23 protein-coding genes are annotated in these 26440 nt (G+C 64.9%); 12 read left to right on the top strand and 11 right to left on the bottom strand.

Going from position 1 to position 26440, the window contains the following annotated elements:
* Positions 1–3: 3 nt before the first annotated feature.
* The 3 genes from DBIPINDM_RS32085 to DBIPINDM_RS32075 are packed head-to-tail and all read left to right on the top strand — an operon-like array spanning position 4 to position 1780.
* Positions 4–1149: a zinc-dependent alcohol dehydrogenase family protein gene (locus DBIPINDM_RS32085; protein WP_258582961.1), complete on the top strand. Its 1146-nt coding sequence runs from the start codon at positions 4–6 to the stop codon at positions 1147–1149.
* Positions 1150–1177: 28 nt separating this feature from the next.
* The gene (locus tag DBIPINDM_RS32080) at positions 1178–1333 is read left to right on the top strand and encodes a hypothetical protein (protein ID WP_258582960.1); all 156 of its coding nucleotides are present in this window, start codon (positions 1178–1180) and stop codon (positions 1331–1333) included.
* Positions 1334–1342: 9 nt separating this feature from the next.
* Complete coding sequence (locus DBIPINDM_RS32075) at positions 1343–1780, top strand: hypothetical protein (RefSeq protein WP_258582959.1); 438 nt, start codon at positions 1343–1345, stop codon at positions 1778–1780.
* Positions 1781–1790: 10 nt separating this feature from the next.
* On the opposite strand, the gene DBIPINDM_RS32070 is transcribed toward DBIPINDM_RS32075, so the two are convergent.
* Positions 1791–2399 (bottom strand): TetR/AcrR family transcriptional regulator, encoded by a 609-nt coding sequence (locus DBIPINDM_RS32070; RefSeq protein WP_258582958.1) that lies wholly within the window; start codon positions 2397–2399, stop codon positions 1791–1793.
* A gap of 56 nt (positions 2400–2455) precedes the next feature.
* Here DBIPINDM_RS32070 and DBIPINDM_RS32065 point away from each other — a divergent pair, with 56 nt between their 5' ends.
* The gene (locus tag DBIPINDM_RS32065; RefSeq protein WP_258582957.1) at positions 2456–2878 is read left to right on the top strand and encodes a tautomerase family protein; all 423 of its coding nucleotides are present in this window, start codon (positions 2456–2458) and stop codon (positions 2876–2878) included.
* A 4-nt stretch (positions 2879–2882) separates the two neighbouring features.
* On the opposite strand, the gene DBIPINDM_RS32060 is transcribed toward DBIPINDM_RS32065, so the two are convergent.
* Entirely contained in the window at positions 2883–5201 is a 2319-nt protein-coding gene (locus tag DBIPINDM_RS32060; RefSeq protein WP_318036911.1) for a glucose/quinate/shikimate family membrane-bound PQQ-dependent dehydrogenase, read from the bottom strand.
* Positions 5202–5470: 269 nt separating this feature from the next.
* Here DBIPINDM_RS32060 and DBIPINDM_RS32055 point away from each other — a divergent pair, with 269 nt between their 5' ends.
* Together DBIPINDM_RS32055 and DBIPINDM_RS32050 are read left to right on the top strand one after the other, a co-directional pair.
* Positions 5471–6232: a DUF2059 domain-containing protein gene (locus DBIPINDM_RS32055; RefSeq protein ID WP_258582955.1), complete on the top strand. Its 762-nt coding sequence runs from the start codon at positions 5471–5473 to the stop codon at positions 6230–6232.
* 81 nt (positions 6233–6313) lie between these two features.
* A complete protein-coding gene (locus DBIPINDM_RS32050) occupies positions 6314–9007 on the top strand; it encodes an ATP-dependent helicase (protein ID WP_258582954.1) in 2694 nt (897 codons plus the stop codon).
* A 21-nt stretch (positions 9008–9028) separates the two neighbouring features.
* On the opposite strand, the gene DBIPINDM_RS32045 is transcribed toward DBIPINDM_RS32050, so the two are convergent.
* The 5 genes from DBIPINDM_RS32045 to DBIPINDM_RS32025 form a co-directional block, all read right to left on the bottom strand.
* Positions 9029–10075 (bottom strand): ABC transporter permease, encoded by a 1047-nt coding sequence (locus tag DBIPINDM_RS32045; protein ID WP_258582953.1) that lies wholly within the window; start codon positions 10073–10075, stop codon positions 9029–9031.
* Positions 10072–10869, bottom strand: coding sequence for an ATP-binding cassette domain-containing protein (locus DBIPINDM_RS32040; RefSeq protein WP_258582952.1), 798 nt, complete (start codon positions 10867–10869; stop codon positions 10072–10074). The genes DBIPINDM_RS32045 and DBIPINDM_RS32040 overlap by 4 nt, the downstream gene beginning before the upstream one ends.
* A gap of 87 nt (positions 10870–10956) precedes the next feature.
* Entirely contained in the window at positions 10957–11964 is a 1008-nt protein-coding gene (locus DBIPINDM_RS32035) for a substrate-binding domain-containing protein (RefSeq protein WP_258582951.1), read from the bottom strand.
* 97 nt (positions 11965–12061) lie between these two features.
* Positions 12062–12967: a sugar phosphate isomerase/epimerase family protein gene (locus tag DBIPINDM_RS32030; protein WP_258582950.1), complete on the bottom strand. Its 906-nt coding sequence runs from the start codon at positions 12965–12967 to the stop codon at positions 12062–12064.
* Positions 12967–13998, bottom strand: a complete 1032-nt coding sequence (locus DBIPINDM_RS32025) for a Gfo/Idh/MocA family protein (RefSeq protein ID WP_258582949.1) — start codon at positions 13996–13998, stop codon at positions 12967–12969. The genes DBIPINDM_RS32030 and DBIPINDM_RS32025 overlap by 1 nt, the downstream gene beginning before the upstream one ends.
* Before the next feature lie 297 nt (positions 13999–14295).
* Here DBIPINDM_RS32025 and DBIPINDM_RS32020 point away from each other — a divergent pair, with 297 nt between their 5' ends.
* Positions 14296–15321 carry a LacI family DNA-binding transcriptional regulator gene (locus DBIPINDM_RS32020; protein ID WP_258582948.1) on the top strand — a complete coding sequence of 342 codons (1026 nt, stop codon included), beginning with the start codon at positions 14296–14298 and terminating at the stop codon, positions 15319–15321.
* An 18-nt stretch (positions 15322–15339) separates the two neighbouring features.
* Here the strand turns inward: DBIPINDM_RS32020 and DBIPINDM_RS32015 are convergent, their stop codons facing one another.
* Positions 15340–15654: a hypothetical protein gene (locus tag DBIPINDM_RS32015; protein WP_044548017.1), complete on the bottom strand. Its 315-nt coding sequence runs from the start codon at positions 15652–15654 to the stop codon at positions 15340–15342.
* 55 nt (positions 15655–15709) lie between these two features.
* Complete coding sequence (locus DBIPINDM_RS32010) at positions 15710–16465, bottom strand: DUF4239 domain-containing protein (protein ID WP_258582947.1); 756 nt, start codon at positions 16463–16465, stop codon at positions 15710–15712.
* 175 nt (positions 16466–16640) lie between these two features.
* On the opposite strand from DBIPINDM_RS32010, the gene DBIPINDM_RS32005 reads away from it, so the two are divergent.
* From DBIPINDM_RS32005 to DBIPINDM_RS31985, 5 genes are all read left to right on the top strand, one after another.
* On the top strand, positions 16641–17711 hold the full coding sequence (locus tag DBIPINDM_RS32005; RefSeq protein ID WP_258582946.1) for a sensor histidine kinase: 1071 nt from the start codon (positions 16641–16643) through the stop codon (positions 17709–17711).
* A 5-nt stretch (positions 17712–17716) separates the two neighbouring features.
* Positions 17717–18328 carry a response regulator transcription factor gene (locus tag DBIPINDM_RS32000; protein WP_258582945.1) on the top strand — a complete coding sequence of 204 codons (612 nt, stop codon included), beginning with the start codon at positions 17717–17719 and terminating at the stop codon, positions 18326–18328.
* 364 nt (positions 18329–18692) lie between these two features.
* Positions 18693–18944 carry a hypothetical protein gene (locus tag DBIPINDM_RS31995; RefSeq protein WP_258582944.1) on the top strand — a complete coding sequence of 84 codons (252 nt, stop codon included), beginning with the start codon at positions 18693–18695 and terminating at the stop codon, positions 18942–18944.
* Between the two features lie 147 nt (positions 18945–19091).
* Positions 19092–20849: an ABC transporter permease gene (locus DBIPINDM_RS31990; RefSeq protein ID WP_258582943.1), complete on the top strand. Its 1758-nt coding sequence runs from the start codon at positions 19092–19094 to the stop codon at positions 20847–20849.
* A gap of 24 nt (positions 20850–20873) precedes the next feature.
* On the top strand, positions 20874–22193 hold the full coding sequence (locus DBIPINDM_RS31985; protein WP_258582942.1) for an AAA-associated domain-containing protein: 1320 nt from the start codon (positions 20874–20876) through the stop codon (positions 22191–22193).
* Positions 22194–22206: 13 nt separating this feature from the next.
* Here the strand turns inward: DBIPINDM_RS31985 and DBIPINDM_RS31980 are convergent, their stop codons facing one another.
* Both DBIPINDM_RS31980 and DBIPINDM_RS31975 read right to left on the bottom strand, forming a co-directional pair.
* Entirely contained in the window at positions 22207–23760 is a 1554-nt protein-coding gene (locus DBIPINDM_RS31980) for a trimethylamine methyltransferase family protein (protein ID WP_258582941.1), read from the bottom strand.
* Between the two features lie 12 nt (positions 23761–23772).
* Positions 23773–26184, bottom strand: a complete 2412-nt coding sequence (locus DBIPINDM_RS31975; RefSeq protein ID WP_258582940.1) for a GcvT family protein — start codon at positions 26182–26184, stop codon at positions 23773–23775.
* Between the last annotated feature and the right edge of the window lie 256 nt (positions 26185–26440).

Here is a 26440-nt window from a genome sequence, read left to right as displayed (position 1 = left end):
ACCATGAAAACCTACCGTGCCAATCTCGGCGGCGGCATTGACGGCATCGTCATGCGCGACGAATCCATCCCCACGCCCGGCCCGCACCAGATGCTGGTCGCCGTCCGTGCCGTCTCGCTCAACGCCCGCGAACTGTCGATCCTGCAAGGCTACTATCCGCTGCCGGTCAAGCCCGATCTCATCCCTGTTTCCGACGGCGCCGGCGAAGTGGTCGCGATCGGCGACGGTGTCACCCGCGTCAAGGTCGGCGACAGGATTGCCGCCGCCATCTTCCCGCGCTGGATCGACGGGCCGTTCGGCTGGGATTTCGCCGCGCAACTCGGCGGTTCGCTCGACGGCATGTTGAGCGAATACGCCCTGTTGCCCGAGGATGCCGCCGTGCACATACCGCCGCATCTGTCGTTCGAGGAAGCTGCCACCTTGCCTTGCGCTGCGGTCACGGCCTGGAACGCGATCTCGGGTGGTGCGCCGCTGTTACCCGGCCAGACCGCGCTGACGCTGGGATCGGGTGGCGTTTCGCTGTTTGCGCTGCAGCTGGCCAAGCTGTTCGGCGCCCGCGTCATCACCACCACCTCCAGCGACAGCAAGGCGAAGCGCCTGCTGGAACTTGGCGCCGACGCGGTGGTCGACTACCGCAAGACCCCGGACTGGCATGCGAAGGTGCGCGAGCTGAACGGCGGCCGCGGTGTCAACGTGATCGTCGAGGTCGGCGGCGCCGGAACCATGGAACAATCCCTGAAGGCCGTGGCGTTCAGCGGCCAGATCAGCCAGGTCGGCTGGCTGGACAAGAGCGCCTCGTCGATCAGCATCGCCGCCCTCTCCGCCACCGTCACCACCGTCAGGCGCATTGCCGTCGGCAGCCGCGCCCAGTTTCTCGCCATGAACAATGCCATCGCCATGCACAGGCTGAAGCCGGTCATCGACAGCGTCTTCCCGTTCGAAGATGCGTTAGAGGCTTTTCGTCACTACGCGCGTGGCAATAGTTTCGGCAAGATCGTCATTCGCCACGATGGAGAGGCTTGCCGGAGCCTCATCACATTCTTGTCATCGGCGACAAATCCTGATGGCGCTGCCACAATAGTAGGGGAAACTGACTATCCGGCCGCCCCATGGCGCGGCCACGGTCCTGAAAGGCCCGATCTGACCTGAAAGGCCCGATCTGAAAAGGAAAACGCCGATGACGATGCCCTCGCCGATCCTGGCAACCGCCTTCATGGTTGCCGCAGCCGCCCTTCTGGCGATGCGCGCGACTATTGTCGCGGCAAGCCGGAAGTCCATGGTCAAGGTCCGCAGCCGCCAGCGCCATCCGGCAAACACGAAAACCCAAGGTTGAGGTGAGATCATGAACGTCCAGGATATCGTCAATACCGTCTCGCAAAAGGCGGGCCTCGACCAGGCGACGACGGAAAAGGTCGTCGGCACCATTTTCTCGGTTCTGGAGCATGAGGCCGACGGCACCAGCGCCTCGTCGTTTTTCGCCAAGATTCCCGGCGCCAACGACCTTGCGCACCAGTATGACGTCATGGCCGCGGCCCCGGCAGGCGGGGGTGGTGGCTTCCTGTCCTCCCTGCAGGGCGCGCTTGGCGGCGTTCTCGGCGAAAAGGCCGGCGCGCTGGTCAACGGCCTCGCCACGCTCAAGGCATCCGGCCTCGATCTGGCGCAGATCCAGAAGGCCGGCGCCACGCTGGTCCAGCAGGCCGAAGCCGCTGCCGGCCCCGATTTGACCAACCAGGTGCTCGGCTCGGTGCCCGGCCTGAAGAGCCATCTGGGGCTCGACTAAACGACAACGCTCAACGATCGGTGGCTGTCGCGCTTTGCGACAGCAGACGCATCAACTCATCGGCGACCGTATCGAGCGGTGCGCTGTTGCCTTCCGCGCGACACAAGATGAGTGCGCCTTCCATTCCCGCAACCGTGGCGACCGAGATGGACGCCGCGCGGGCAGACGGAACGCCGGTGGCCTCCAGCTGCGCCCTGAGCAGGTCAACCCAAGATCGAAATGTGGAGCGCACCACCTCGATCAGGGCGCCCTCGGCCGGCCCGCTGTCGATGGCGACACCGGCTACGGCGCAACCTGACGCGCCGGCCGAGGCCAGCACCACCTGACGCCACAGGTCGACGAAGCAGGACAGGACGTCCGCCGCGGTGGTGCCGGCGCAAGCGCGCTGACGCGCCAGCACCCACTCGCCGGTCAAGCGCACCGCATCTTGCGCCAGCTGGTGCTTTCCTTCGGGAAAATGGTGGTAGATCGAACCGCGCGGCGCCCCACTGTCGGCAAGCACGTCCGAGAATGATGTCGCGTTCACTCCGTGCGAGGCGATCAGCAATGCCGCGCTGCGCACCATCTTCGCCCGGCTATCGGATTCCATCACCGCTCCATTGACTATGACGACCGTCATATGGCATTGCTTAGGCGTCTATGACGATCGTCATAGTGCTTTGAAGGGACCGTTTCATGCCCATGATCGACGTGTACGCTGCCAAAGGAACATTCGGCAACAAACCAGAGCTGACCAAGGCGCTCAATGAGGCACTGATGCGGTGGGAAAAGGTGCCGCCCATTTCATGGTTCACCGACAACACTGCGGCCTTCATCCATGAGATGGAGCCGGATTCACTGGCAAACGCCAACGGCGACAGTACCTATGTGCGCATCCAGGTGTTGACGCCGGTCGGCGTTCTCGATCGCGACAAGAAACTTGGCGTGACCAGGGAGATGACCGACATCGCTGCCCTTGCGGCCGGCGACCCCACGCTCAAGGAGCGCACCTGGGTGCAGATCGTCGAAGCGCCCGACGGCGGTTGGGGCATCGGCGGACACGCCTACACCAACGAGGAAATCGCCACCGAAGCCAGGCGCCGGCTCGCGGCGCGCTGACACGCTACTTCGGCAGCGCGTAGGCCATCACATAATCCCCCGGCTTGGTGCCGACCGAGCCGTGGCCGCCGGCGACGATGACCACGAACTGGCGGCCGTCGGCCACCGTATAGGTCATCGGCGTCGATTGCCCGCCGGCCGGCAGCCGGGCCCGCCAGAGCTGCTTGCCTGACGTCAGGTCATAGGCGCGCAGATAATCGTCGACCGCGGCGCCCAGGAAGGCGACGCCACCGGCGGTGATCATCGGCCCGCCAATGCCGGGCACCCCGACCTTGAGCGGCAGCGGCAGTGGCGTCATGTCGTAGATGGTGCCGTTGCGGTGCTTGTAAGTGATCGCGCCGGTCCTCAGATCCACACCGGCGACATAACCCCATGGCGGCGCCTGGCAGGGAATGCCGAGCGGCGACAGGAACGGTCCCATCACCACCGCATAAGGGGCGCCCTCATTGCGGTTCAGTCCCTGCTCGCTCCCTTTGGTGTTGTCACCCGGCGGCGGCACGTCCGCGCGGGGAATGAGCCTGGAGGTGAAGGCGAGATAAGTCGGCATGCCGAACATCACTTGCCGCACCGGATCAACCGCCACCCCGCCCCAGTTAAAGACGCCGAAATTGCCGGGGTAGATCAGCGATCCCTGCAGCGAGGGCGGCGTGTAGCGGCCTTCATAGCGCAATTTGTGGAAGGCAATGCGGCAAGCCAGCTGATCGAACATGGTGATGCCCCACATATCGGCATCGGTTAGCGGCTTCGGGTTGAAGGAGAGATCGGAGGAAGGCTGCGTCGGCGAGGCCGTGTCGCCTTCGATGGCACCGCCGGGCGCCGGCACGTCCTTGACCGCGATCACCGGCTCGCCGGTGCGCCGGTCGAGCACATAGAGGTCGCCCTGCTTGGTCGGCCCGACCAGCGCCGGCACGACCGAGCCGTCGGCCTTGGTGATGTCGATCAGGCTCGGCTGCGCCGGCACGTCCATGTCCCACAAATCGTGATGCACGGTCTGGCGTACCCATTTGAACTGCCCGGTGTTGAGGTCGAGCGCGGTGATCGAGGAGGAGAATTTCTCGACATTGGCGCTGCGCCCGGCGCCGAGCTGGTCCGGCGTCTGGTTGCCGAGCGGCACGTAGAGCAGGCCAAGCCTTTCGTCGGCGCTCGGCGTCGACCACATGTTGGGCGAGTTGGCGGTGTAGGTCTGGCCGGCCGGCAGCGGCGTCGTCTGGTCCGGATTGCCGGAATCCCAGTTCCAGATCAGCTTGCCGTTGCTCGCATCATAGGCGCGGATGACGCCGGAGGGTTCCTGCGTCGAATAATTGTCGTTGACCGCGCCGCCGACGATGATCTTGCCGCCCGCGATGAGCGGCGCCGAGGTCGAGTAATAATAGCCCGACTTCGGGTATGGCATGCCGGTCAAGAGGTTGAGCGTGCCGGCCTCGGCGAAGGCGGGACAGACCTGTCCATTGGCCGCGTCGAGCGCGATCAGCCGCGCATCCGAGGTCGGCAGGTAGACGCGGGTCGCGCAGGGTTGGCCGGCGGCGCCCCCGGCATCGGCATAGTAGGACACGCCGCGGCAGGTCTGGTGCTGGCGGTCCTTGTCGAGCTTGATCTTGGGATCGTAGCGCCACTTTTCCTTGCCGGTCGCCGCATCCACCGCGATGGCGAAATTGTGCGGCGTGCAGATGTAGAGCGTGTCGCCGATTTTGAGCGGCGTCACCTGATAGGTGGTCTCGCCGATGTCGTCCGGCCCCTTCACATCGCCGGTGCGGTAGGTCCAAGCCGGCTGCAGATTGGCGACATTGTCCGGCGTGATCTGGTCGAGCGGCGAATAGCGCTGGCCGAACTGCGTGCGGCCATAGAAGTGCCATTCGCCCGCCGGCACATCGCCGCCGAGATTGGCATTGGGGATCACCTTGTCGGTGTCGAGCGCGCCGGCTATGTCCTTGGGGTCCGTGGTCATCGAATAGCCGGCCACCGCCAGCGACGCCAGCACGGCCAGGATCAGCGGCGCGCGCCCGTCGGGACCGGCAAGGCCCCGCCTTGCCCACGGCGTCAGCAGCCACAGCGCCACCAGCACGATGATGCCGCCGCGCGGGCCGAGTTCCCACCAGTCGAAGCCGGTTTCCCAGACCGCCCAGGCCAGCGTGCCGATCACGATCGCCGCATAGAGCCACAGTGCCGTGGAGCGGCGCCGGTAGAGCAGCCAGGCGGCGATCAGAAACGCCAGGCCGACGACGATGTAATACCAGCTGCCCCCCAGCGAGGCCAACCAGAGACCGCCCCCGCCAAGCGCCAGGCCGATAAGGAAGAGGATGAGGGAGGTTATGGTGACAGCCAAGATGATACTCCTTCGACTGTTGCGCGCTCGCGCGGCCATGGGCAACCCGGCGTCCCGTTCCTGCCCTCGGCCCAGCTTTCCCCCGCCTGCCCCGCCTGTCAAGTTGGCCCACACGCCAAGGTGGCAATTCATCTTGCCTGCGTCAGGGTTTTCCAGCAGTCTCCATGGATCAATTCTGCCGTGGAGAAAGCAAAATGCGGTCATTCGTTCCGCCACTGACGCGCATGGCGCTTGTGCTCTACTGCCTCGTCTCGCTCATTGCCGGCACCGTGGCCGCGTCGGCGCAGACAATCAGTGACATCAACAAGGCGAACGGCTTTCACGAGATGCTGATGGGCATCGGCCCGGGTTTCACCGCAGCCGTGAAATCGGCGCCGGGAACGCCGACGCAAAAAGTCCAGGATGCCCTTGCCGCCGCCATGGAAGGTGCGTTTGACCCGAACAAGATGGAGACGGCTATCGAAGCGCGAATGGATGGCAAGCTGTCCGCCAAGGACCTGTCCGACCTCGCTGCTTTCTATGCTTCGCCCCTGGGCAAACAGGTCACCGCGCTGGAGATCCAGGCTTCCGCACCGGAAGCGAGAGAGGCCAAGAAGATCGAGGGCTCCAAAATCCTCGGCGAGCTTCCATCCAGGGATCCGGCCAGGCTCGCATTGTACAGGAAGATGATGGACGATATCAGCGCCGTCGACACTGGCGAAGCCGTTGCCTTGAACATGGGCTATGCGATGCTCACCGAAATGCTGGGCGCGGCCGGAAAGCCCCTGCCCGACGACCAGGTAATGGCCCTGCTGCGCAAGCAAACCGAAGGGCTTCGCCGTGACATCGACAGCGATGCCATGGAATCTGCAGCCTATGTCTACCGGGATATGTCCATGGCCGACCTGAAGCTCTATGAGGCTTTCCTGGCCTCACCCGCCAGCGGCCGCTATTACGACCAGATGCAGGTCGCGCTGGGCGCGGTGATGACGGACGAGGCCCGCTCGTTCGGACATCGATTCTTCGTCGCCCTCGGTTACCGCAAGGCTTGAAGCGCTATATCAGGCACTTTACCGGGAACAAAACGTAGACAGTTCTGGTCTTTCCCCACCGAATCACTACATTCGGGGGAGATGTCCGGCTTTTCGGAAGACATGCCCTTTTTCGACGAACCCAATGCGCGGCCCACGGCCCCGTCGGGCATTGCTGCGCGCGCCATGGCTGCCCGCAGCGGTCAGAACAGTGCGCCCGACTATCTGAAAGGGCTCAACCCCGAACAAAGGCTGGCGGTGGAAACCACCGAAGGCCCGGTTCTGGTGCTGGCCGGCGCCGGCACCGGCAAGACCCGCGTCTTGACCACCCGCATCGCCCACATCCTCGCCACCGGCAAGGCCTTCCCGTCGCAGATCCTGGCCGTGACCTTCACCAACAAGGCCGCGCGCGAGATGAAGCAGCGCATCGGCATCCTGATCGGCGAAGGCAATGTCGAAGGCATGCCCTGGCTCGGCACCTTCCACTCGATCGGCGTGAAGCTGCTGCGCCGTCATGCCGAGCTTGCCGGCTTGCGTTCCGACTTCACCATCCTCGACACCGACGACGTCGTGCGGCTGATCAAGCAGCTGATCCAGGCCGAGGGCCTGGACGACAAGCGCTGGCCGGCCAAGCAGTTCGCCCAGATGATCGACGGCTGGAAGAACAAGGGCCAAGGCCCGGCCGATATCGCTGAGGGCGACGCGCGCAGCTTCGCCAACGGCAAGGGCCGCGAACTCTACAAGGCCTATCAGGAGCGCCTGCAGACGCTGAACGCCTGCGACTTCGGCGACCTGCTCTGCCACCCCATCCGCATCTTCCGCGCCAATCCGGATGTGCTGAAGGACTATCACCGGCGCTTCAAATATATCCTCGTCGACGAATACCAGGACACCAACACGGCGCAATACATGTGGCTGCGCCTTTTGGCGCAGCGGCCAACTACCGGACGCACCGCAACGCCGACGGACTTGCATCCGGCCGAAGGCCGCAAGCCCGACCGGGCGTCCGAGCCGTTGCGAGGCCACTCCCGCGACGCCGAAGGCGCGCAAAAAAGAGGGGTCGGGCCCGCGCCGGCAGGCGCGGAACAGCCCGTGAGCGATAACAAAGTCAACATCTGCTGCGTCGGCGATGACGACCAGTCCATCTATGGCTGGCGCGGTGCCGAGGTCGACAACATCCTGCGCTTCGACAAGGATTTTCCCGGCGCCACCATCATAAGGCTGGAGCGCAATTATCGCTCCACCGCGCATATCCTTGGCGCCGCCTCCCACCTCATCGCCCACAATGAGGGCCGCTTCGGCAAGACGCTGTTCACCGACCGCAACGACCCCGAGGATGGCAAGGTCCATGTCCACGCCGCCTGGGATTCGGAGGAGGAAGCCCGCGCCATCGGCGAGACCATCGAGGCCTATCAGCGCCAGAAGCACAACCTCAACGACATGGCGATCCTTGTCCGCGCGTCCTTCCAGATGCGCGCCTTCGAGGACCGCTTCATCACGCTCGGCCTCAACTACCGCGTCATCGGCGGTCCGCGCTTCTACGAGCGCATGGAAATCCGCGACGCGCTGGCCTTCTTCCGCGTCGTCGCCAACGGCGGCGACGACCTCGCCTTCGAGCGCATCGTCAACGTGCCGAAGCGTGGGCTGGGCGAAGCCACCATCCGCCAGATCCACGACACGGCGCGCGCGCTGCGCATCCCGATGCTGGAGGCTGCCGGCAACCTCGCCGAAAGCGACGAATTGAAGCCGAAACCACGCGCCGCGCTGCGCGAAGTATCAGCCAATTTCGAACGCTGGCAGAAGGCACTGGAAACCAAGCCGCATACCGAGCTCGCCGAGACCATTCTCGAAGAGAGCGGCTACACCGACATGTGGAAGAATGACCGCTCGGCCGAAGCGCCGGGGCGGCTGGAGAACCTCAAGGAACTGATCCGCTCGATGGAGGAGTATGAGTCGCTGCGCTCCTTCCTCGAACACGTGGCGCTGGTCATGGATGCCGAGCAGAATGCCGGGCAAGATGCCGTATCGATCATGACGCTGCATTCGGCCAAAGGCCTCGAATTCGAGACCGTTTTTCTCCCCGGCTGGGAGGAAGGCCTGTTCCCGCACCAGCGCGCGCTCGATGAAGGCGGTCGCTCCGGGCTGGAGGAAGAACGCCGGCTGGCCTATGTCGGCCTGACGCGGGCCAAGAAGAACCTGCATCTCTGGTTCGTCTCCAACCGCCTCATCCATGGGCTGTGGCAATCGACCATCCCTTCGCGCTTCCTCGAGGAACTGCCGGAATCCCATGTCGAGATCGCCGAAAGCGGCAATTCCTATGGCGGCTACGGCAATTCCTATGGCGGCGGCTCCTTCGCGTCGGGCCGTGGCGGCGGCCGGCAGAACCCGTATGGCGCCTCGCGCTTCGACAATGTTGGCGCCAACAGCGAAAAATCCGGCGCCTTCTCCAACACCTATTCGACGCCGGGCTGGCAGCGCGCGCAGGCCAACCGCACCGAAGCGACCGACCGCAACTGGGGCACCCGCTCCGGCCACCAGGTCGAGCGCATCGGTTACGGCGAGACCGATTCCGGCTACGGTGCTGGCCGCACCTCGGTCAAAGGCCGCACCATCGACGGCGAGCTGGTCGCCAAATCGGTCTCCGACACACCGTCCGCCTTCAGCGTCGGCGACCGCGTCTTCCACCAGAAATTCGGCAACGGCAACATCTCCGCCATCGAGGGCAACAAGCTGACCATCGACTTCGACAAGGCCGGCCAGAAACGCGTTCTGGACGGGTTTGTTAGCGGGGTTTGAGCTGCCGGAATTACCCGCCGCTCACCTATACCTTGCCTGGTTCCACTTATGCCCCAGCAGCGACAGGATGATGATCAGGCCGTTGAAGAACTGCACGTAGAAGCCGCTCAATCCTGCCGCCACGACGCCGGTCTGGATGAATGACACGGTGACCGCGCCGATGGCGCCACCTGCAACGGTGCCGATACCGCCCCAGGTCGGGGTGCCGCCGACGAACACCGAGGCCAGCACCGGCAGGAGATAGCCGTCGCCGGCGGTCGGCCACCAGGTGAAGTTGATCATCACCGAGAACGTGCCGGCGATCGCCGCCCCAATACCGACGAAGACGAACACTTTCACCCGCACGCGCTTGACGTCGATGCCCATCTGCTGGGCGCTGTCGGGATTGTCGCCGACCACCTTCACCTGCGCGCCGAAGCGGTGCCTGTTGTAGAGCATCGCCGACAGCACGACGAAGGCAATGGCCCAGAAGATCTGCACCGGAATGCCGTAAACCTGGCTGGAGAAGATCTTGTAGGCCGGGCTGTCGGCAAGGCCGGTCAGCGCCATCGACTTGCCCTCGTTGATGATCTGGATCAGGCCGCGCAGCAAAAAGTTCATGCCGAGCGTGGCGATCAGCGACGACAGGCCGCCATAGACAACCAGTGATCCGACGAGGAAGCCGAGCAGAATGCCGGTGAGAACAGCCGCCGCAATGCCGAGGAACGGATTGTAGCCGGCCTGCACCACCAGCGCGAAGACCCAGGAGGCAAAACCCATCGTTGCCGGAAACGACAGGTCGATCTCGCCGCAGGTGACGACGAAGACCAGCGGCACCACCACGAACAGCGCAACGGGGAGCGTCGTCAGCACCGAACTGTAGAGATACCAGGTGGTGAACACGGTCGGGTTGGCGATCATGAACACCGCCATCATGACGACGAACACGGCGAGCGTGCCGAGCGAGGCGCGGTTGTCGAGGACGAAGCCGCGCAGCCAGTGATCGGATGGGTGTTTCCACTCTTTGCGGGCGGATCCGCCATGCGCGCCGAGAGGCGTTTCGAGATCGGGTTCCATGGTCTTGCTCATCGCGCTTGCTGCTCCGCTTCGCTGGCCTCGTGCAATCCCGGTAATCCGCCGGGATGCGCGACGTCCTCCATGAAATTGATCAGCTCCTCCGCCGACTTGACCGCGCTGCGGTCGGCGGTCAGCGCCACCTTGCCACGGTCGAGCACCACGAAGCGGTCGGCGATGTCGAAGACATGATGGATGTTGTGGCCGATGAACAGGATCGAGCGGCCGCTCGCCCGCACCTGGCGCACGAAATGGAAGACCTTGGCGGTCTCGGTCAATGACAGCGCCGTCGTTGGCTCGTCGAGGATGATCAGCTCGGCCTGCTTGTAGATGGCGCGGGCGATCGCCACGCCCTGGCGCTCGCCGCCCGAGAGCTGGCCGACAATCGAGTGCGGCGTGAACACTTTCGAGGTGAAGCCGATCTCGCGCATCAGCCTGCTCGCCTCCTCGATCTCCTTGTTGACCTTCAGCCAGCCCATGAAGCCGGTCAGCTCACGGCCCATGAAGATGTTGCGCACAATGGTCTGCTGCACCGCCAACGCGCGGTCCTGGAACACCGTCTCGATGCCGGCGTCGCGCGAGCGCGCCGCGCTCCAGCCGCTCACCGGCTTGTCGCGCACGAGGATCTCGCCGCTGGTCGGCCTGACCACGCCGGACAGGATCTTGATCAGCGTCGACTTGCCGGCGCCATTGTCGCCGATCAGGCCGACCACCTCGCCGCCGTCGACGCTGAGATTGACGCCGCCCAGCGCATAGACCTGACCGTAGGATTTCTTGATATCGCGCAGTTCGATGATGCGTTCGGCCATCGGATCCTCGCTTTCATTGTCGCTTGCCGGACATCTTCGCCGGCGGTCCTGCCGGCCGGGCTTGGCCCGGCCGGCAGCCTTGGGAGGTCAGCGCAGCGCCTGCTTGGCGAGCTCTGAGACGATCTCATAATTCTGCGGCGTGACGAAGCCGGCACCGGTGTCGACATTCATCGGCGCGAGACCCAGCACCACTTGCTGGCAGAGGCTGAGGATCGGCAGATAGCCCTGCAGGAATGGCTGCTGGTCGGCCGTCAGCTGCACCCAGCCGCCCTTGAAGCCCTCGACGATCTGCGGGCTGGTGTCGAAGCCGAAATTGAAGACATCGCCGGGCTTCCTTCCCGCGGCCTGCATGTATGTCGGCACATTGCCGAGCATCTGCCCGCCGGGGTAGCCGACCGCCTTGACGCTGGGATTGTTGAGCAACGCCGCGGTGATCACCGGGATGGCGAGATTCGGATCGGCTGCCCACTCGGGCAGAGAATTGATTTGAACGACATCGACGCCGGCCTCTTTCAATGCGGCGACTGTCCCACGCTCGCGAGCGCCCCGGCTCTCATTGTCGAAGGGGCCGATCATGATCGCCTTGTCGCCGGATTTCAGCCCGGCCAGCTTGAACGCCTCGGCGCCGAGCGCGCGTCCCTGCTGCTCCTGCTGCGCCCCGACATAGCCGCCGCCGAACGCCGCCACCACCTTCGGCACCGGCACGTTCTGGTACATCATCTTGATGCCGTCCTTGTGCGCCTGCTCGGCCAGCGGCATGATCGCGTCGTCGCCGGGATGGCCCATCATGGCGATGCCGCCGGGCTTGACCGCGACCGCTTCGCGCAATTGCTGCACCATCTTTTCGACGTCCCAGCCCGAGAAGATGTAGTCAACCTTCGGCCCAAGATCGGCCGCCGCCTGCTTGGCGCCATTATAGACGATGGTGCCGAAAGCATCGCCCTCGGCGCCGCCGACGAAGAAGCGGATATGGACATCCTTGCACCACTGGGCGTCGAGCGCCTTTGCCGGCAAGGTCGAGATGGCGGCGCACAGCGCCGTGGCGGCGGCCACGACGGTCGTGCGCAGAAATGTCGTTCTGATCGCGATGCTCATGCACTTGTCCTCCCATTGTTCCCTCGTCAGCCGAGGGGCTTTTGACGATTGCTACGGCAGTACGACTTACCGGCCGGCTCCTCCCGCCGGCCGCTTCTCACGTCGGGTTTGGCAGGTAGCTCGCACCTCCCCGGCATTGCTTGAGATACTCCAGCGCCCGCGCCTGCCCCGTAATTTCGAGGTCGCCGCGGTAGACCGGGTCGTGCCAGCCCTCGATGTCGATGGCGCCGCGATAGCCGGCCAGCCGCAATTCGCTGATCACCCGCGTCCAGTCGCTGTCGCCGAAGCCCGGCGTGCGCATCTGCACGAAGGGCAGCCGGCCGAACACGCCGTGCTCGCGGATGACATCCCAGCGCACGGTGGCGTCCTTGCCGTGGACATGGAAGATGCGCGGCGCCCATTTGCGGATCTGCGGCATCGGGTCGATGAGATAGACGAGCTGATGACAGGGCTCCCATTCCAGCCCGAGATTGTCGTCCGGCAATTCGTTGAACATCAGCTCCCAGGCGTCCGGATTGTGGGCGATGTTCCAGTCGCCGCCGGCCCAGTTGCCGTCCATGGCGCAATTCTCGAAGGCGATGCGCACGCCCTTGTCGGCGGCGCGTTTGGCCAGCGCTCCCCACACTTCGCGAAAGCGTGGCAGGCTGTCGGTCAGCTTCTTGCCGCGCAGGCGCCCAGTGAAGCCACTGACCATCGAAGTGCCGAACAGATGCGCGTTGTCTATGACCGTTTCCCAGGCCGCGAGCACACCCCGATCGACCTCGCCGCTCTCCAGCGGATTGCCGAACACACCGATCGAAGACACGCTGACATCGGCATCGTCGATCGCCTCGCGAATCTGGCCGGCAAGGCGTGGAAGGTCCTTGCCGCCCAGCGTCTGCCAGAAAAAGGGCTGGATGCTCTCGAAACCGAGCGGCAGGATCTGCCTGATATAGGCTGCCGGGTCGTCGAGATTGGCCCGCACCATGGTGCCGATCCTTATGCCGAGAAGCGGGTTTGGCATCACAGTCCTTCCCTTGCAATCGCCACACGGCGTCCGGTCTCGGCGCTTTCGATGGCGCCAAAAACCATGGCCAGGCTTTTGATGTTGTCGGCGCCGCGCGTCTCCGGCTCGGTGCCGGTTTCGATGGCGTGCATGAAATCCCTGATGATGCCGAGATGACCGCCGATGCAGTCGGCGGGATCGAGCGGCGGCACGTCGATCGGCTGGGTCTTGTCGATCAGGCCATCGCGGCCCGGCGCCACCACTTCCGCCTTCAGGCCGTCATTGCCGTCCCAAATGAGGCTGCCGCGCTCGGCGACGATGCGCCAGCTGCCTTCCCAGCTGGTGCGAAAACCGTCGGCGCACCAGGAGCCGGCATAGGTAAAGACCTTGCCGCCGCCGAGATCGAAGACGGCGCTGGCAGAAGAACCCTGCCGGTACCAGGAATTGGCCGGTTCCCATTCCTGGCAATAGACGCTTACCGGCTCGCCGCCGGCCATGTAGCGGGCGGCATCAAAAGTGTGGATCGCCATGTCGAGCAGCAGCACATGCGCCATCTCTTCGCGAAAGCCTCCGAAATGCGGCGCTACGAAGAAGTCGGCATGGATCGAGGTCGCCGCGCCAATGGCGCCGGAGTCGAGAAACCGCCGGATGCGCCTGACATTGGCGACATAGCGCCGGTTCTGCACCACGGCATGGATACGCCCGGCGCGGCGGGCTGCCTCGATGATGGCACGGGCATTCTCAGGACTGTCGGCCAGCGGCTTTTCGGTCAAGAGATGGCAATTGTGGGCAAAGGCCGAAAACGCGACCTCGCGGCGGGCGGCGGGAACCACGACGTCGAACACCGCGTCGGGCCTGGTCTGGTCGAGCACGGCGTCGAGGCTGGTGCCGATGACGGCGCTGGTGAGGTCATATTCGCGCGCCCTCGCCTTCGCCCGCTCGGCGTCTAGGTCGACAAGGCCGACAATGGCGAGCCCGTCGATCTGCCTCGCGGCATCGAGCCACTGCCTGCTCATCGCACCACAGCCGACGAGGACGACATTCATCATCCGGCGTTCCTCCTCCGCTCGGTCCCTCCAGACCGATCGTCACGGCATTCACGGCATCACCGTAAACGTTTTTCCGTAAACGTTTACGAGAACACACCCGATAGCGTAGAATGTCAATCGGCTGCCAGCGAAAATCATCCCGAAGCCTTGGCCTGGGCGGCAGCCGGTGCTAGAGCAGTTCGCCGTTCAAGAAACGGCGAACTGCTCTAACTCTTTGTTTTTGACGCAATTCCGGACGGAAAACCGCTTCGCACTTTTCCTGGAATTGCTCCGGCCAAGGCAGGGGGAGACTATCCTTTGGCGTCCAGCATCCACGACCTAGCGCGGCATCTGAACATTTCGATCGGCACCGTGTCGCGGGCGCTGAACGGCCGCGCCGACGTCAATGCCGATACGCGCCAGCGCGTGCTCGACGCGGCCAAGCAGCTGAATTATTCACCCAACCAATCCGGCCGCAGCCTTCGGCAAGGCGCAACCCATTCGATCGCCTTCATGCTGCAGCCACATCCGGGTGACCAGCAATATGGCGAGCCGTTCTTCATCCCGTTCCTGATCGGGCTGCAGGGCCGGCTTGCCGAAAGCGGCCTCGACCTGACCGTGGTGATGGGCGCGCCGGGCGACTACCAGCAGGAGCGCCTGCGCCGTGTCGTCGAGACCCGCCGGGCCGATGCGGTGGTGCTGGCCTGGACGCGGCGCGAGGACGAACGCATCGACTACCTGCTCGAGGCTGGTTTCCCCTTCGCCACGCTCGGCCGCAGCCGATCCGGCGGCAAGGCGTACTCCTCGCTCGACCTCGATTTCGAAAAGGCCGGCAGCGACGCGGTCGACCGGCTGGTGGCGCGCGGCCATCGCCGCATCGCCGCCATCCGCCCTTCCCTCAATCTCAATTTCGGCTACCTGTTCCTCGACGGCTACCGCAAAGCCCTGAGGCGGCACGGCATCGAGGTCGATCAGGCGCTGATCGCCGACGGCTTCATCAACGAGGCCGGCGGCTACCAGGTGACGCCGCGCGTGATGCTGGCCAAGGACCGGCCGACCGCCATCATCTTCAACAATGACGCCATGGCGCTCGGCGGCTGCAAGGCGCTGGCCGAGATGGGCATCCGGCCCGGCCACGATATCGCCGTGACCGTCATCGTCGACACGCCGCTCTGCCGCTATTTTTCCCCGGCGCTGACCGCCTTCCGCCCGGCGCTGGAGCCGATGGGCCGGCGGCTAGCCGAAATGCTGCTGGCCTCGCTACCGGCCTTCGCCGGACCCGAAGGCCCGCGCATCATCCGCGAAGTCTGGCCTCTGGAGCTGATCGCGCGCGACAGCGATTGATGGAGCCCGATAAGGCTATCAATCCACCTTCTTCTCGCCCCTCTCGCCGGCCTTGACGATATCGCCAGTCGTAAACAGGATTTCCTTCAGTTCCGCGCGCCAGTCCTTCTTCTGGCGCAGCAGGAATTCCAGATCCATGCCGAAATGCTTGAACTCCTCGCCTTGCGCGTTCTGCATGATGGCGCGCGCCTGCGGGTCCTTCTCCACCGAGATGCGCTGCTCGTACCAGCCGATCGCTTCCGCCTCCTCGATCAGCGAGGTGATCATGCGGGCAAAGGTCCGCACCTTCTGCGACAGTTCTTCAGGCGGTTCGTGATACTGGTCGAAACCCATGTCGTCCTCCGTGGTTCATTCCCATGAATGCCCCGGAGCCGCCGCCGGTTCCGCATCATCGCTGCAATTCCGCCAGCGCCCGCTGCAGCGGCACCGGCGAAATCTGGATCGGGCCGGAGAACGGCACATCCATGTCCAGGATCAGATAGAGCGCCCCGGCAATCAGCGCGGCGGAAACCACGAAGGTTGCGAGCGTGATCGCATTCCTCGGCGCCCTGAACCCGAAACTGGCGAAGATCAGCCCCAGCCACGCAACCAGCATGGCGATCAGCGGCCCGGGGATGGCGCCTTCCGACTGTTCGATCAGCACCCAGCGCATTTCCAGCACTTTCTGCAGGCGCTGGCGGGCATCCTGCAACAGCGAGCCAAGCGCCGCATCGGGCGGCGTCAGCGCATTCAGCCTTGTGCCGATCTCCATCAAAAGATGTTCGGACAGCTGGTTGGACACGACAGGCGTTTCGCTGGTTTTCATCGAGCCGGCGGCCACCCGTTGCACATAGGCGACCAGCGGCTGCCGCACCGCGTCGGCTTCAGGGCCATACTGGCGCAATGTCCTGTCGAGAAGGATCAGCTCCGTCGCATAGGCGTGCACATTGTGATCGATCGATTCGAAGGTGTTCTTGGCCGAATTGATCATCAGGCCGAGCACCAGCGAGGTCATGAGTCCGAACAGATTGGCGGCGAGCCGCACCACATTGTTGGTATCGTCGTCGCGATGTCTGGCCGGCAGTCTGGGCCAGATCGCCATGCTGACCAGCGGCGCGGCCACCAGGCACAGGAAAATCATCACTGCGATCAAGGCTTCGCGCATGAAGCTCATTTCTGCACGCCATGCGCCGATTGCCAATGGCAAGGCGGCCTGCCGAAAGCGAAAGTTCGAGCGTACTCGCGGCTGCGATGCGATATGGCAGCGCCTTGCCGGCCTGAAAGCCGGCACGGTAATGTCCTGCTGTCCGTCGTAGCAGTTTGATCCATAGGAGGCCGGCATGTCTGGAAGATCATCCTTGCCGCTCCTCGGGCGCCGGCCGCTGCTGCCGGCCCTGCTTGTGCTGCTGGCGGCGGCGATCTTCCTTGCCGACACGATCACCAATCTGGAGATCGCGGTCGCGGTCTTCTATGTCGCCATTGTCCTGATCGCGGTCCGCTATCTCGACCGTCGCGGCGTGGCCATGGTGGCGGCGGCCTGCATGGCGCTCACCGTGCTGAGTTTTTTCCTCACGCGGGCCGGTTCCGTGCCGGCGGGCGTGGCCAACTGTGCCATCAGCCTGGTGGCAATCGGCATCACCACCTATCTGGCGCTGCGCACCGCCGCCGCCGAAGCGTCCGCGCGCGAGGCGCAGGCGCAGCTCGCCCACATCACGCGGGTGACCATGCTGGGCGAATTGACGGCCTCGATCGCCCACGAGCTCAACCAGCCGCTGGCGGCGATCGTGCTCAACGGCAATGCCGCCCAGCGCTGGCTGGCGGGCGGCAATCCGGATGAGGCCGGCAAGGCCGCCGGGCGCATCGTCAGGGATGCCGAACGCGCCAGCGAACTGATCATGCGCCTGCGCGGCCTCACCAGGAAAGCCGCCGGCAAGACGGTCTGGCTCGACGCCAACCAGACGGTCGCGGAGACGTTGCCACTGGTTCAGAACGAGGCCGGCCGGAACCACGCCGCCTTGCGGGCCGAACTGGCCAGCGACCTTCCCCGGATCCAGGTCGACCCGGTGCAGATCCAGCAGGTCATTCTCAACCTGATCCTCAATGCCCTAGAAGCGGTGAAGGATGAGAGCGTGCGTGACGTGACGGTGCAGACCAGCCTCGGCAAACCGGGTGAGGTGGTGATTGCCGTCCGCGATTCCGGCCGTGGCCTGGACGGCGTGCAACTGGACCACCTTTTCGATGCCTTCTACACCACCAAGCCCGAGGGCCTGGGCATGGGGCTTGCCATCAGCCGCTCGATCGTCGAGAGCCATGGCGGACGCATCTGGGCGGAAGCGGCGGTGCCGCGCGGCGCCGCCTTCTTCTTTTCGCTGCCGGCCGGCAGAACAGGGTCGCGCGGACCAGACCGGTGAAGCCAATGAACGAGCCACGACAGATCGTTTTCGTCATCGACGACGACCCCGCCATGCGCGAAGCGCTCGACAGCCTGCTGCGCTCCGTGGGGCTGGATATCAGGTGCTTCGGTTCGGTTGCCGAATTCCTTGGCGCGCCGAGGCCCGATATCCCCTCCTGCCTGGTGCTGGATGTGCGCCTGCCGGGCAAAAGCGGCATGGATTTCCACAAGGAGCTCGCTCATTCCGATGCGCCGCTGCCGGTCATCATCATGACCGGCCATGGCGACATCGCCATGTCGGTGCAGGCGATGAAGACCGGCGCCGTCGATTTCCTGCCAAAACCGTTCCGCGAACAGGACCTGCTCGATGCCATCGCCGCCGCGCTGGACAAGGACCGGCAGCGGCGGACGCAATCGGCTGAGATCGGCACCTTGCGCGAACGCCTGGCGACGCTGAGCGAAGGCGAACGCAGCGTCGTGGCGCTGGTGGTGCAGGGACGGCTCAACAAGCAGGTCGCCGGCGACCTCGGCGTCAGCGAGATAACCGTCAAGGTTCGCCGGGCGCGGGCCATGCGCAAGATGCAGGCCGGGTCGCTGGCCGAGCTGATAAAAATGGCCGGAAAGCTCGGAATCTGACCACTTCAAAGCGGAAAATAAATCTTTATTTTTCAATGTATTGCTGGTGAATCCCTTGCCGCGTGGCCTGCCTCCTTATGCCTTGGTATCAGGCCATATACTTAAGATTCCGGCGCCCGCGTTGACACGCCCTGAGCCACGGGCGTAAGGCGGCGTGGCTTCGGCTGATCGAAGCATCAACTCGAGATCGAACAGGTTATGGACAGCTATCCCAGTCGCTGTCCGGATCAAGCCCCAGGCACGGTCCGGACACTGGCCCCGTCAACAGATTTGGTTTCCGGCATGTGGCGCCGGTCGGGCCTGGGCAGGGCATAACCCGCCTTCGGCTCGCCTTGCCGTCCCGCCGGACCGCAAGAGGTGAGCCATGAACACCAACATCATCCCCTTCCGCGCGCGCCCTGTCACGCGCTCCGCTTCAACTACACGGCCGTCCGTTGGCACAACGCGCGGTCTGGCGGGCAAAGCTGGCTTCACCATGCCGCCGACCCGGCTGGTCTGCGTCTGGCGCCGCGGGTCGGTGAGCGGCCGCCTGGAATGCCGCTGGACGCAGGAGCGGCAGCCCGTCTCCGAAGAGGGCGTCAGTCGTCGACCGGCCCTGCCACGGCTCGCCGCCTGAGCCCCTCTTCGACGCAGCCCAAACCTCCGCACTGACGGCCCGGCCCTGGCGCCCGGCGCGACCGCCTCCCGGTCGCACCCTTTCGCATGCCCGCAATCACCCTCTCCCAAGCCAGACTGCAATCGGCCCATCATCCGGAGGCCTGTCATGATCTTCCTGCCCCACAACCGCAATTCGCTCGGCGAAGCCGCGGCCCTCGCGCGCGGACGCATCGCCCCCAACATCTACGACACCATCGCCTTTGCCATGCTGGTGGCCTTGCTGGTGCTTCTGGCGCATGGCGCCGCCGGCATGCGTGCGCCGACGACGCTTCTCACCACCTCGCCGGTCACGCTCGACCTCGCCAACCTGCCGGACTATGCGCTGCGCACCACGCTGCGCATGTTCGCGGCCATCATCGTGTCGCTGATCTTCACCTTCACCGTGGCGACGCTGGCCGCCAAGAGCCGGCGCGCCGAAATGGTGATCATTCCCGCGCTCGACATCCTGCAGTCGGTGCCGGTGCTGGGTTTCCTGACCTTCACCGTGACCTTTTTCATGGGCCTGTTTCCCGGCAGCCAGCTCGGCGCCGAATGCGCCGCGATCTTCGCCATCTTCACCAGCCAGGCCTGGAACATGGCGTTCTCGTTCTACCAGTCGCTGCGTACGGTTCCGGGTGATCTCGACGAGGTCAGCCGTGGCTTCGGCCTGTCGGCCTGGCAAAGGTTCTGGCGGCTGGAGGCGCCATTCGCGGCCCCCGGCCTGGTCTGGAACACCATGATGTCGATGTCCGGCGGCTGGTTCTTCGTCGTCGCCTCCGAGGCCATCACCGTCGGCAACACCACCGTGCAACTGCCCGGCATCGGCTCGTGGCTGGCGCTGGCCATCGACAAGCAGGATTTCAGGGCCGTCGCCTGGGCGGTGCTAGCGATGGGCGTGCTCATCATGCTCTATGACCAGCTGCTGTTCCGGCCCATCGTTGCCTGGGCCGACAAGTTCCGCTTGGAACAGACCGCCGGCCAGGAAAAGCCCCGCTCCTGGGTCTACGACATGCTGCGCCGGGCCCGGCTCCTCCAGACCGTCGGGCTGCCGCTCGCCTGGCTCTGGCAGCGCGCCATGCTGCTTCGCCTGGGCAAGCGGACCCTGCCGTCGGCGTCGACCGCCGGGTCGCGCCGGCTGTCGCGGGCGCTGGACATCGTCTGGCTGGGCCTGGTGCTGCTTGTCGCGCTGTGGGGTGTCGTCGAGACGGTGCTGTATCTCAGGCAGACGCTTGGCTGGAATGATGTGGTTGAAGCCTTCAGTGGTGGCCTTCTCACCTTGCTGCGCGTGATCGTGCTGATCGCGGTCGCCAGCGTGATCTGGGTGCCGATCGGCGTCTGGATCGGGTTGCGGCCGGCGGTCGCCGAACGGGTTCAGCCACTGGCGCAGTTTCTCGCCGCCTTCCCTGCCAACGTGCTGTTTCCGTTCGCCGTGATCGCCATCGTCGCCACCGGCGCCAACCCCAGCATCTGGCTGTCGCCGCTGATGGTGCTGGGCACGCAATGGTACATCCTGTTCAACGTCATCGCCGGCGCCAGCGCCTTCCCGTCCGACCTCAAGGAGGCGGCTGGGGTTTTCAAGATACGGTCCTGGTCGTGGTGGAAGAACGTCATGCTGCCGGGGATTTTTCCCTATTACATCACCGGCGCGCTGACCGCTTCCGGCGGCTCGTGGAACGCCTCCATCGTCGCCGAACTGGCAAGCTGGGGCAACACCAGGCTCGAGGCCTTCGGCCTCGGCTCCTACATCGCCAAAGCGACCGAAGCCGGCGATTTCCCGCGTGTCATTCTCGGCATCGCCGTGATGTCGCTCTTCGTCACCCTCTTCAACCGCACCCTCTGGCGCCCGCTCTATGTTTTTGCCGAACGCCGCATGCGGCTCGACTGACCCTGTTCTTTTAGGAGACCGATCATGAACCAAGCTGTCATCACCAAGTCCCTTCCGCTCGTCGAAGTCCACGGCGTCTGCCAGACCTATGACAAAGGAAGCGCGGGCAAGCTCGTCGTCCTCGACCAGGTCGGGCTGACGCTCGTCTCCGGCGAGATCGTCGGCCTGCTCGGCCGCTCCGGATCCGGCAAGTCCACCTTGCTGCGCTCCATCGCCGGCCTGATCCGGCCTAGCGAAGGCGCCATCGCCTTCGAAGGCAAGCTCGTCTCCGGCACGCCGGACGGCATCGCCATGGTCTTCCAGAGCTTTGCGCTGTTTCCCTGGCTGACCGTGCTGCAGAATGTCGAACTCGGGCTCGAGGCACAGGGCGTCTCGCCGGCCGAGCGCCGCAAGCGCGCTTTGTCGGCCATCGACCTGATCGGTCTCGACGGTTTCGAGAACGCCTATCCGAAGGAACTTTCGGGCGGCATGCGCCAGCGCGTCGGGCTCGCCCGCGCCCTGGTGGTGCATCCAAAAGTGCTGTTGATGGATGAGCCATTCTCGGCGCTTGACGTGCTGACGGCCGAGACGCTGCGCACCGACTTGCTCGACCTCTGGTCGGAAGGCCGCATGCCGATCGAGTCGATCCTGATGGTGACGCACAACATCGAGGAGGCCGTGCTGATGTGCGACCGCGTGCTGATCTTCTCGTCCAATCCGGGCCGCGTCGTCGCCGAGCTCAGGATCGATCTGCCGCAGCCGCGCAACCGGCTGGACCCGGCCTTCCGCGCGCTGGTCGAGGACATCTATGCCCGCATGACCGCCAGGAAGGAGCCGGGCACCCCTGCCCGCGACGGCGTCTTCCCGGGTTCGGGCATCGCCATGGTGCTGCCGCGTGTCTCGACCAACCTGCTTGCCGGCCTGATCGAGGCGGTCGCCGCCCCGCCCTACAACGGCCATGCCGACCTGCCGCCGCTGGCCGCCAGCCTGCAGCTCGAAATCGACGATCTGTTCCCGATCGCCGAAACGCTGCAGCTGCTGCGCTTTGCCGAGTTCGCCGAGGGCGACATCCAGCTGACGCCTGCGGGAAAACGCTTCGCCGAAAGCGAGGTCGACGCGCGCAAGCAATTGTTCGCGCAGCAGCTTGCGACCTATGTGCCGCTGGCTGGCCATATCCGCCGCGTGCTCGACGAACGCGCCGGCCATAAGGCGCCGGCCCGCCGCTTCCGCGACGAGCTGGAGGACCACATGTCCGAGGACTATGCCGACCAGACGGTGCGGGCCGTCATCAGTTGGGCCCGCTACGCCGAGTACTTTGCCTATGACGAGGAGAGCGATCTGTTCACGCTCGACAACCCGACGTGACCGCGGCTGCCGGTCACGACACCGGTGCCGCTCCGCCCTCCGCGGTGCGCTGCGCGATGAACCCGTCGAGGACACCGGCGGTCGCGGCAGCCGAAGCGGGCGGCTCGAAGTCGGCAACCGCGCGCCGCCAGATGCCGGTGGCGCGCTCGCTCGCGGTCTTCGATCCGCTTTGCGTCCAGTTGCCGAAATTCGACCAGTCGGCCACCAGCGGTTCGTAGAAGGCGGTGCGATAGCGCGTCATGGTGTGGCCGGCCGAGAAGAAATGGCCGCCCGGCTGCACTTCGGCGATCGCATCGAAGCCGATCGAATCGTCATCACCGGGCGTCGCGGCGCAGAGTTCCGCGACCGTCTGCAGCGCCTCGATGTCGGTGATCATCTTCTCGAAGGAGACGCTCAAGCCGCCTTCCAGCCAGCCGGCGGCGTGGATGCACATGGTTGCTCCGGCCAGCACCGAACCCCACAGCGCGAACTGCGTTTCGTGTGCCGCCTGCGCATCCGAGATGTTGGCCGCGCTGCCGCCGCCGGACCGCCAGGGCAGTCCGGTGAAGCGCGCCAGCTGGCCCGCGCCCAATGTCGCCTTGACATGCTCCGGCGTGCCGAAGGCCGGCGCGCCGGATTTCATGTCGACATTGGAGGAGAACGAGCCATAGACGACCGGCGCGCCGGGGCGCACGATCTGCGCCAGCGTCAGGCCCGCCAGCGCTTCGGCATGCTGCAACGCCAGCGCGCCGGCTACCGTGATCGGCGCCATCGCGCCCGCCAGGCAGAACGGCGTGATGACGGAGACCTGGCCTGCCCTGGCGAAATCGATGATGCCTTGCGCCATCGGAATGTCGAGCTGGCGCGGCGAGTTGGTGTTGATCACGGTGTAGCAATGCGCGTTCGCCAGGAATTCGTCTGGCGACAGGCCGCGCGCCAGCCGGATCATCTCGAAACCGTCCTCGACCTGCGGCGTGCCGCGCGCGAAGACGAAGGGAAACTTGTCTGACAGCGTCAGTTGTGCGCGGTTGACGGCATAGTGGCGAAAGCGGTTGTCGACATCCTGTGGCTCGATGCAGGGGCCAAGCATATGCAGCACGTCGAAATGCTGCACCAGCCGCAGCAGATCCTCGAAATCGGCCAGCGTGCCCGGCCGCCGGCCGCGTTCGAGATCGGTGACGTTCGGCGCGCCGCATCCAGCCAGAAAGGTCATCGATCCGAGTTCCAGCGTCAGGTCGCGCGAGCGGTCGCCGGCTTGCGCTTGGATCGACTTCGGCGCCGAGGCCAACGCCGCCACCACCATGTCGCGGCCAATGCGCACCATGTCGGTATCCGGGTCGACCAGCGCGCCGGCGCTGGCGAAAAGCTCGCGTGCCTTCGGCAGCAGAACCTTGATGCCGAGTTCCTCCAGTACGCGCAGCGCCGTGTCGTGGATCGCCGCCACCTGGTCGTCGGAAAAGATCGGCTGCGGCAGGAACGGGTTCTTCAGCGACCGGTAGTTGGGCCGGCGGCTGCTTTCGCTGCCGGCCTCGCCTGTGCGTCCGCGCCGGCGTTCGCGCCTGCTGTCTCGTGCCGCGTCATCGACCATCGAAAATCCTCCTCATTGCCGCATCGCCTTGCCCGAGGGATCGTAGGGCGAGGCTGCGATGATCCGTGCCGGCCGCTCGACGCCGACAATGTGCACCGAAAGCGCTGTCCCCTCCTCGGCAAAATCGTCGTCCACCAACGCCAGCGCGACGCTCTTGCCGATCGTGTAGCCAAATCCGCCTGAAGTGACGAAGCCGACGCGCCGGCCGTCGCGCCAGACCGGCTCGAAGCCGCTGGCGTCGGCGTCATGCGCATCGATCTCCAGCGTCACCATCCGTTGCGAGGTGCCCGCCTGGCGTTCCCTCAACGCTGCCTCGCGGCCGACGAAATCGCCCTTGTCGAAGGCGATGAAACGGTCGAGGCCGGTCTGGCCTGGCGTGTAGCCCTGCGTGAATTCACGCGACCAGATGCCGAAGCTTTTCTCCAGCCTGAGCGCATTGAGCGCGTAGTAGCCGATCTCGGCCAGGCCGAGATCTTCACCTGCGGCGAGCAGTGTATGGCGAAGTGTGGCATGCATGGTCGCGGGGCAACTGATCTCGAAGCCCAGTTCGCCGGCGATGGACAGCCGTGCCACACAGGCCTGCACCATGCCGATGTCAAACGCGCCGCAGGCCATGAACGGCAGTGCCGCGGCGGAGACGTCCTGATGCGTTGTGCGCTCCAGGATTTTCCGCGCGTTCGGCCCGGTCAGCAGGAAGCCGCTCATCGCGTCGGATATGTCGGTGACCGTGACGCTCTCTCCTGCCTGGCTGTCGAACCAGCGCATGTGGAATTCCCGGAGATAGTAGGAGCCCATCAGCCAATGGTCGCCGCCGCCCCAGTTGATCACGGTGAGGTCGCCCTTCAGCCGTCCGTCCGGCCCGAGCATCGGCGCCAGCCGCGCCTGCCCGGCCTTCGGCAGCCTGCAGGCAAGCAGCCGGTCGAGCCATGCGTGGGCGCCTGGCCCCGACACCGCATAGCGTGAATAGGCCGAGATATCGACGAGACCGGCCGCACGCCGGACCTGCAACGCTTCGTCACCGACGATATCGAAGGCGTTGGAACGCTTGAGCGTGGTGTTCTCGCGAAAACCCATCGGCGCGAAATAGGCCGGGATTTCCAGCCCCCACGACGCCGTCCATTCGCAGCCCGCCGCACTCATGCCGTCATAGGCGCCGGGGCGTTTCAAAGGCCTGCCCGCGGGCAGCCGCTCATTGGGAAAGGTCATGACGAAACGGCGCGAGTAGAATTGCCGCGTCGTCTGCTTGAGATATTCCCGGTTGGCCGCAAAGGCGCCGTAGCGGGCAATGTCCATGCCGAAAATGTCGGCTTGCGGCTCGCCGTAAATCATCCATTCGGCCAGCGATTTTCCGACGCCGCCGCCCTGGCTGAAGCCGGCCATGACGCCGCAGGCGACCCAGTAGTTTTTCAGGCCACGCACCGGCCCGACGATCGGGTTGCCGTCCGGGGTAAAGGTGAAAGCGCCGTTGACCCATTTGCGGATGCCGGCCGTCGCCAGGCAGGGAAAGCGCTCATGCGCCTTGGCGAGTTCCGGACTGATGCGATCGATGTCTTCCGGGATCAGCTCGATACCGTAGTCCCACGGCGCGCCGTCCATATTCCAGTGCTTCGGGTTCTGCTCGTAGACACCGAGCAGCACGCCCTTGCGCTCCTGGCGCAGGTAGGAGAAGCCGTCGAGGTCGACCGCGATGCCGATCTCCCGGTCCAGTGCCGCGATCTCCGGAATGTCCTCGGTGATGAAATAATGGTGCTCCATCGGCGTCACCGGCAGGTCGACGCCGGCCATGTGACCGAGCTGCTTTGCCCATAGTCCGCCGGCGTTGACGACATGCTCGGCAATGATGGTGCCCTGCTCGGTGACGACATCCCAGTGGCCGTCGGCGCGAGACCTCAACTCTACGACCCTGTTGCGCAGGATGATCTCGGCGCCACGCTTCTTCGCCGCGCCCGCATAGGCGTGCGTCGTGCCATAGGGGTCGAGATGGCCCTCGTTGGAATCATGCAGGCCGCCGAGCACGCCGGTGACGTCGACGATCGGGCAGATTTCCTTGATCTCGTCGGGAGTCACCAGCCGGGCGGTTTCGATGCCGACCGACTGGAACACCGCCCAGGCCGATTTCAGCCACTCCCAGCGCTGGGGATCACTGGCGATGTTGACGCCGCCGGTCATGTGCAGGCCGATGTTCTGGCCGGATTCGGCCTCGATCTCGCGGTAGAGGTTGATGGTGTAATCCTGCAGCGCCGCGACGTTGGGATCGGCATTGAGCGCATGAAATCCGGCCGCCGCATGCCAGGTCGAACCGGCGGTCAGTTCGGCACGCTCGATCAGCGCCACGTCAGACCAGCCGAACCGCGTCAAATGGTAGAGCACCGAGGCGCCGACCACCCCACCCCCAATAACCACTGCACGGTAGTGCGACTTCAAGGCTTCCCTCCCGGTCTGTCAGAAGCCACACCATATACGCACTGGACATAAGTGTCTAGTGCAGGGTTTGGACACCCGAACGCATGTACGAGGGACCATCAATTCTTTCGCCCGAGCGCGTGTTTTTATCGGCCTGTGGACAAGCCGGCGGGCACGCATGCCGCGCTGTCACGCAAGCATCATGTTCGCGCCGTAGACCGCTTTTGGGGGGCGCGCGGCATCATCGATGTACCGCCTCTTTCAGCTTTTCGTCCTT

The sequence above is a fragment of the Mesorhizobium sp. AR02 genome (genome assembly GCF_024746835.1).
GTDB lineage: Bacteria > Pseudomonadota > Alphaproteobacteria > Rhizobiales > Rhizobiaceae > Mesorhizobium.
This window is presented reverse-complemented; position numbering and strand designations above follow the sequence as displayed.

Bases quoted from the DNA above. Each gene is read 5' to 3' on its own strand.
- DBIPINDM_RS32080 (WP_258582960.1), top strand. From the start codon at position 1,178: ATGACGATGCCCTCGCCGATCCTGGCAACCGCCTTCATGGTTGCCGCA.
- DBIPINDM_RS32040 (WP_258582952.1), bottom strand. From the start codon at position 10,869: ATGGCCGAACGCATCATCGAACTGCGCGATATCAAGAAATCCTACGGT.
- DBIPINDM_RS31990 (WP_258582943.1), top strand. From the start codon at position 19,092: ATGATCTTCCTGCCCCACAACCGCAATTCGCTCGGCGAAGCCGCGGCC.
- DBIPINDM_RS32000 (WP_258582945.1), top strand. From the start codon at position 17,717: ATGAACGAGCCACGACAGATCGTTTTCGTCATCGACGACGACCCCGCC.
- DBIPINDM_RS32030 (WP_258582950.1), bottom strand. From the start codon at position 12,967: ATGCCAAACCCGCTTCTCGGCATAAGGATCGGCACCATGGTGCGGGCC.
- DBIPINDM_RS31980 (WP_258582941.1), bottom strand. From the start codon at position 23,760: ATGGTCGATGACGCGGCACGAGACAGCAGGCGCGAACGCCGGCGCGGA.
- DBIPINDM_RS32005 (WP_258582946.1), top strand. From the start codon at position 16,641: ATGTCTGGAAGATCATCCTTGCCGCTCCTCGGGCGCCGGCCGCTGCTG.
- DBIPINDM_RS32050 (WP_258582954.1), top strand. From the start codon at position 6,314: ATGTCCGGCTTTTCGGAAGACATGCCCTTTTTCGACGAACCCAATGCG.
- DBIPINDM_RS32035 (WP_258582951.1), bottom strand. From the start codon at position 11,964: ATGAGCATCGCGATCAGAACGACATTTCTGCGCACGACCGTCGTGGCC.
- DBIPINDM_RS31985 (WP_258582942.1), top strand. From the start codon at position 20,874: ATGAACCAAGCTGTCATCACCAAGTCCCTTCCGCTCGTCGAAGTCCAC.
- DBIPINDM_RS32015 (WP_044548017.1), bottom strand. From the start codon at position 15,654: ATGGGTTTCGACCAGTATCACGAACCGCCTGAAGAACTGTCGCAGAAG.
- DBIPINDM_RS32025 (WP_258582949.1), bottom strand. From the start codon at position 13,998: ATGATGAATGTCGTCCTCGTCGGCTGTGGTGCGATGAGCAGGCAGTGG.
- DBIPINDM_RS32075 (WP_258582959.1), top strand. From the start codon at position 1,343: ATGAACGTCCAGGATATCGTCAATACCGTCTCGCAAAAGGCGGGCCTC.
- DBIPINDM_RS32070 (WP_258582958.1), bottom strand. From the start codon at position 2,399: ATGACGGTCGTCATAGTCAATGGAGCGGTGATGGAATCCGATAGCCGG.
- DBIPINDM_RS32045 (WP_258582953.1), bottom strand. From the start codon at position 10,075: ATGAGCAAGACCATGGAACCCGATCTCGAAACGCCTCTCGGCGCGCAT.
- DBIPINDM_RS32010 (WP_258582947.1), bottom strand. From the start codon at position 16,465: ATGCGCGAAGCCTTGATCGCAGTGATGATTTTCCTGTGCCTGGTGGCC.
- DBIPINDM_RS32065 (WP_258582957.1), top strand. From the start codon at position 2,456: ATGCCCATGATCGACGTGTACGCTGCCAAAGGAACATTCGGCAACAAA.
- DBIPINDM_RS31995 (WP_258582944.1), top strand. From the start codon at position 18,693: ATGAACACCAACATCATCCCCTTCCGCGCGCGCCCTGTCACGCGCTCC.
- DBIPINDM_RS32085 (WP_258582961.1), top strand. From the start codon at position 4: ATGAAAACCTACCGTGCCAATCTCGGCGGCGGCATTGACGGCATCGTC.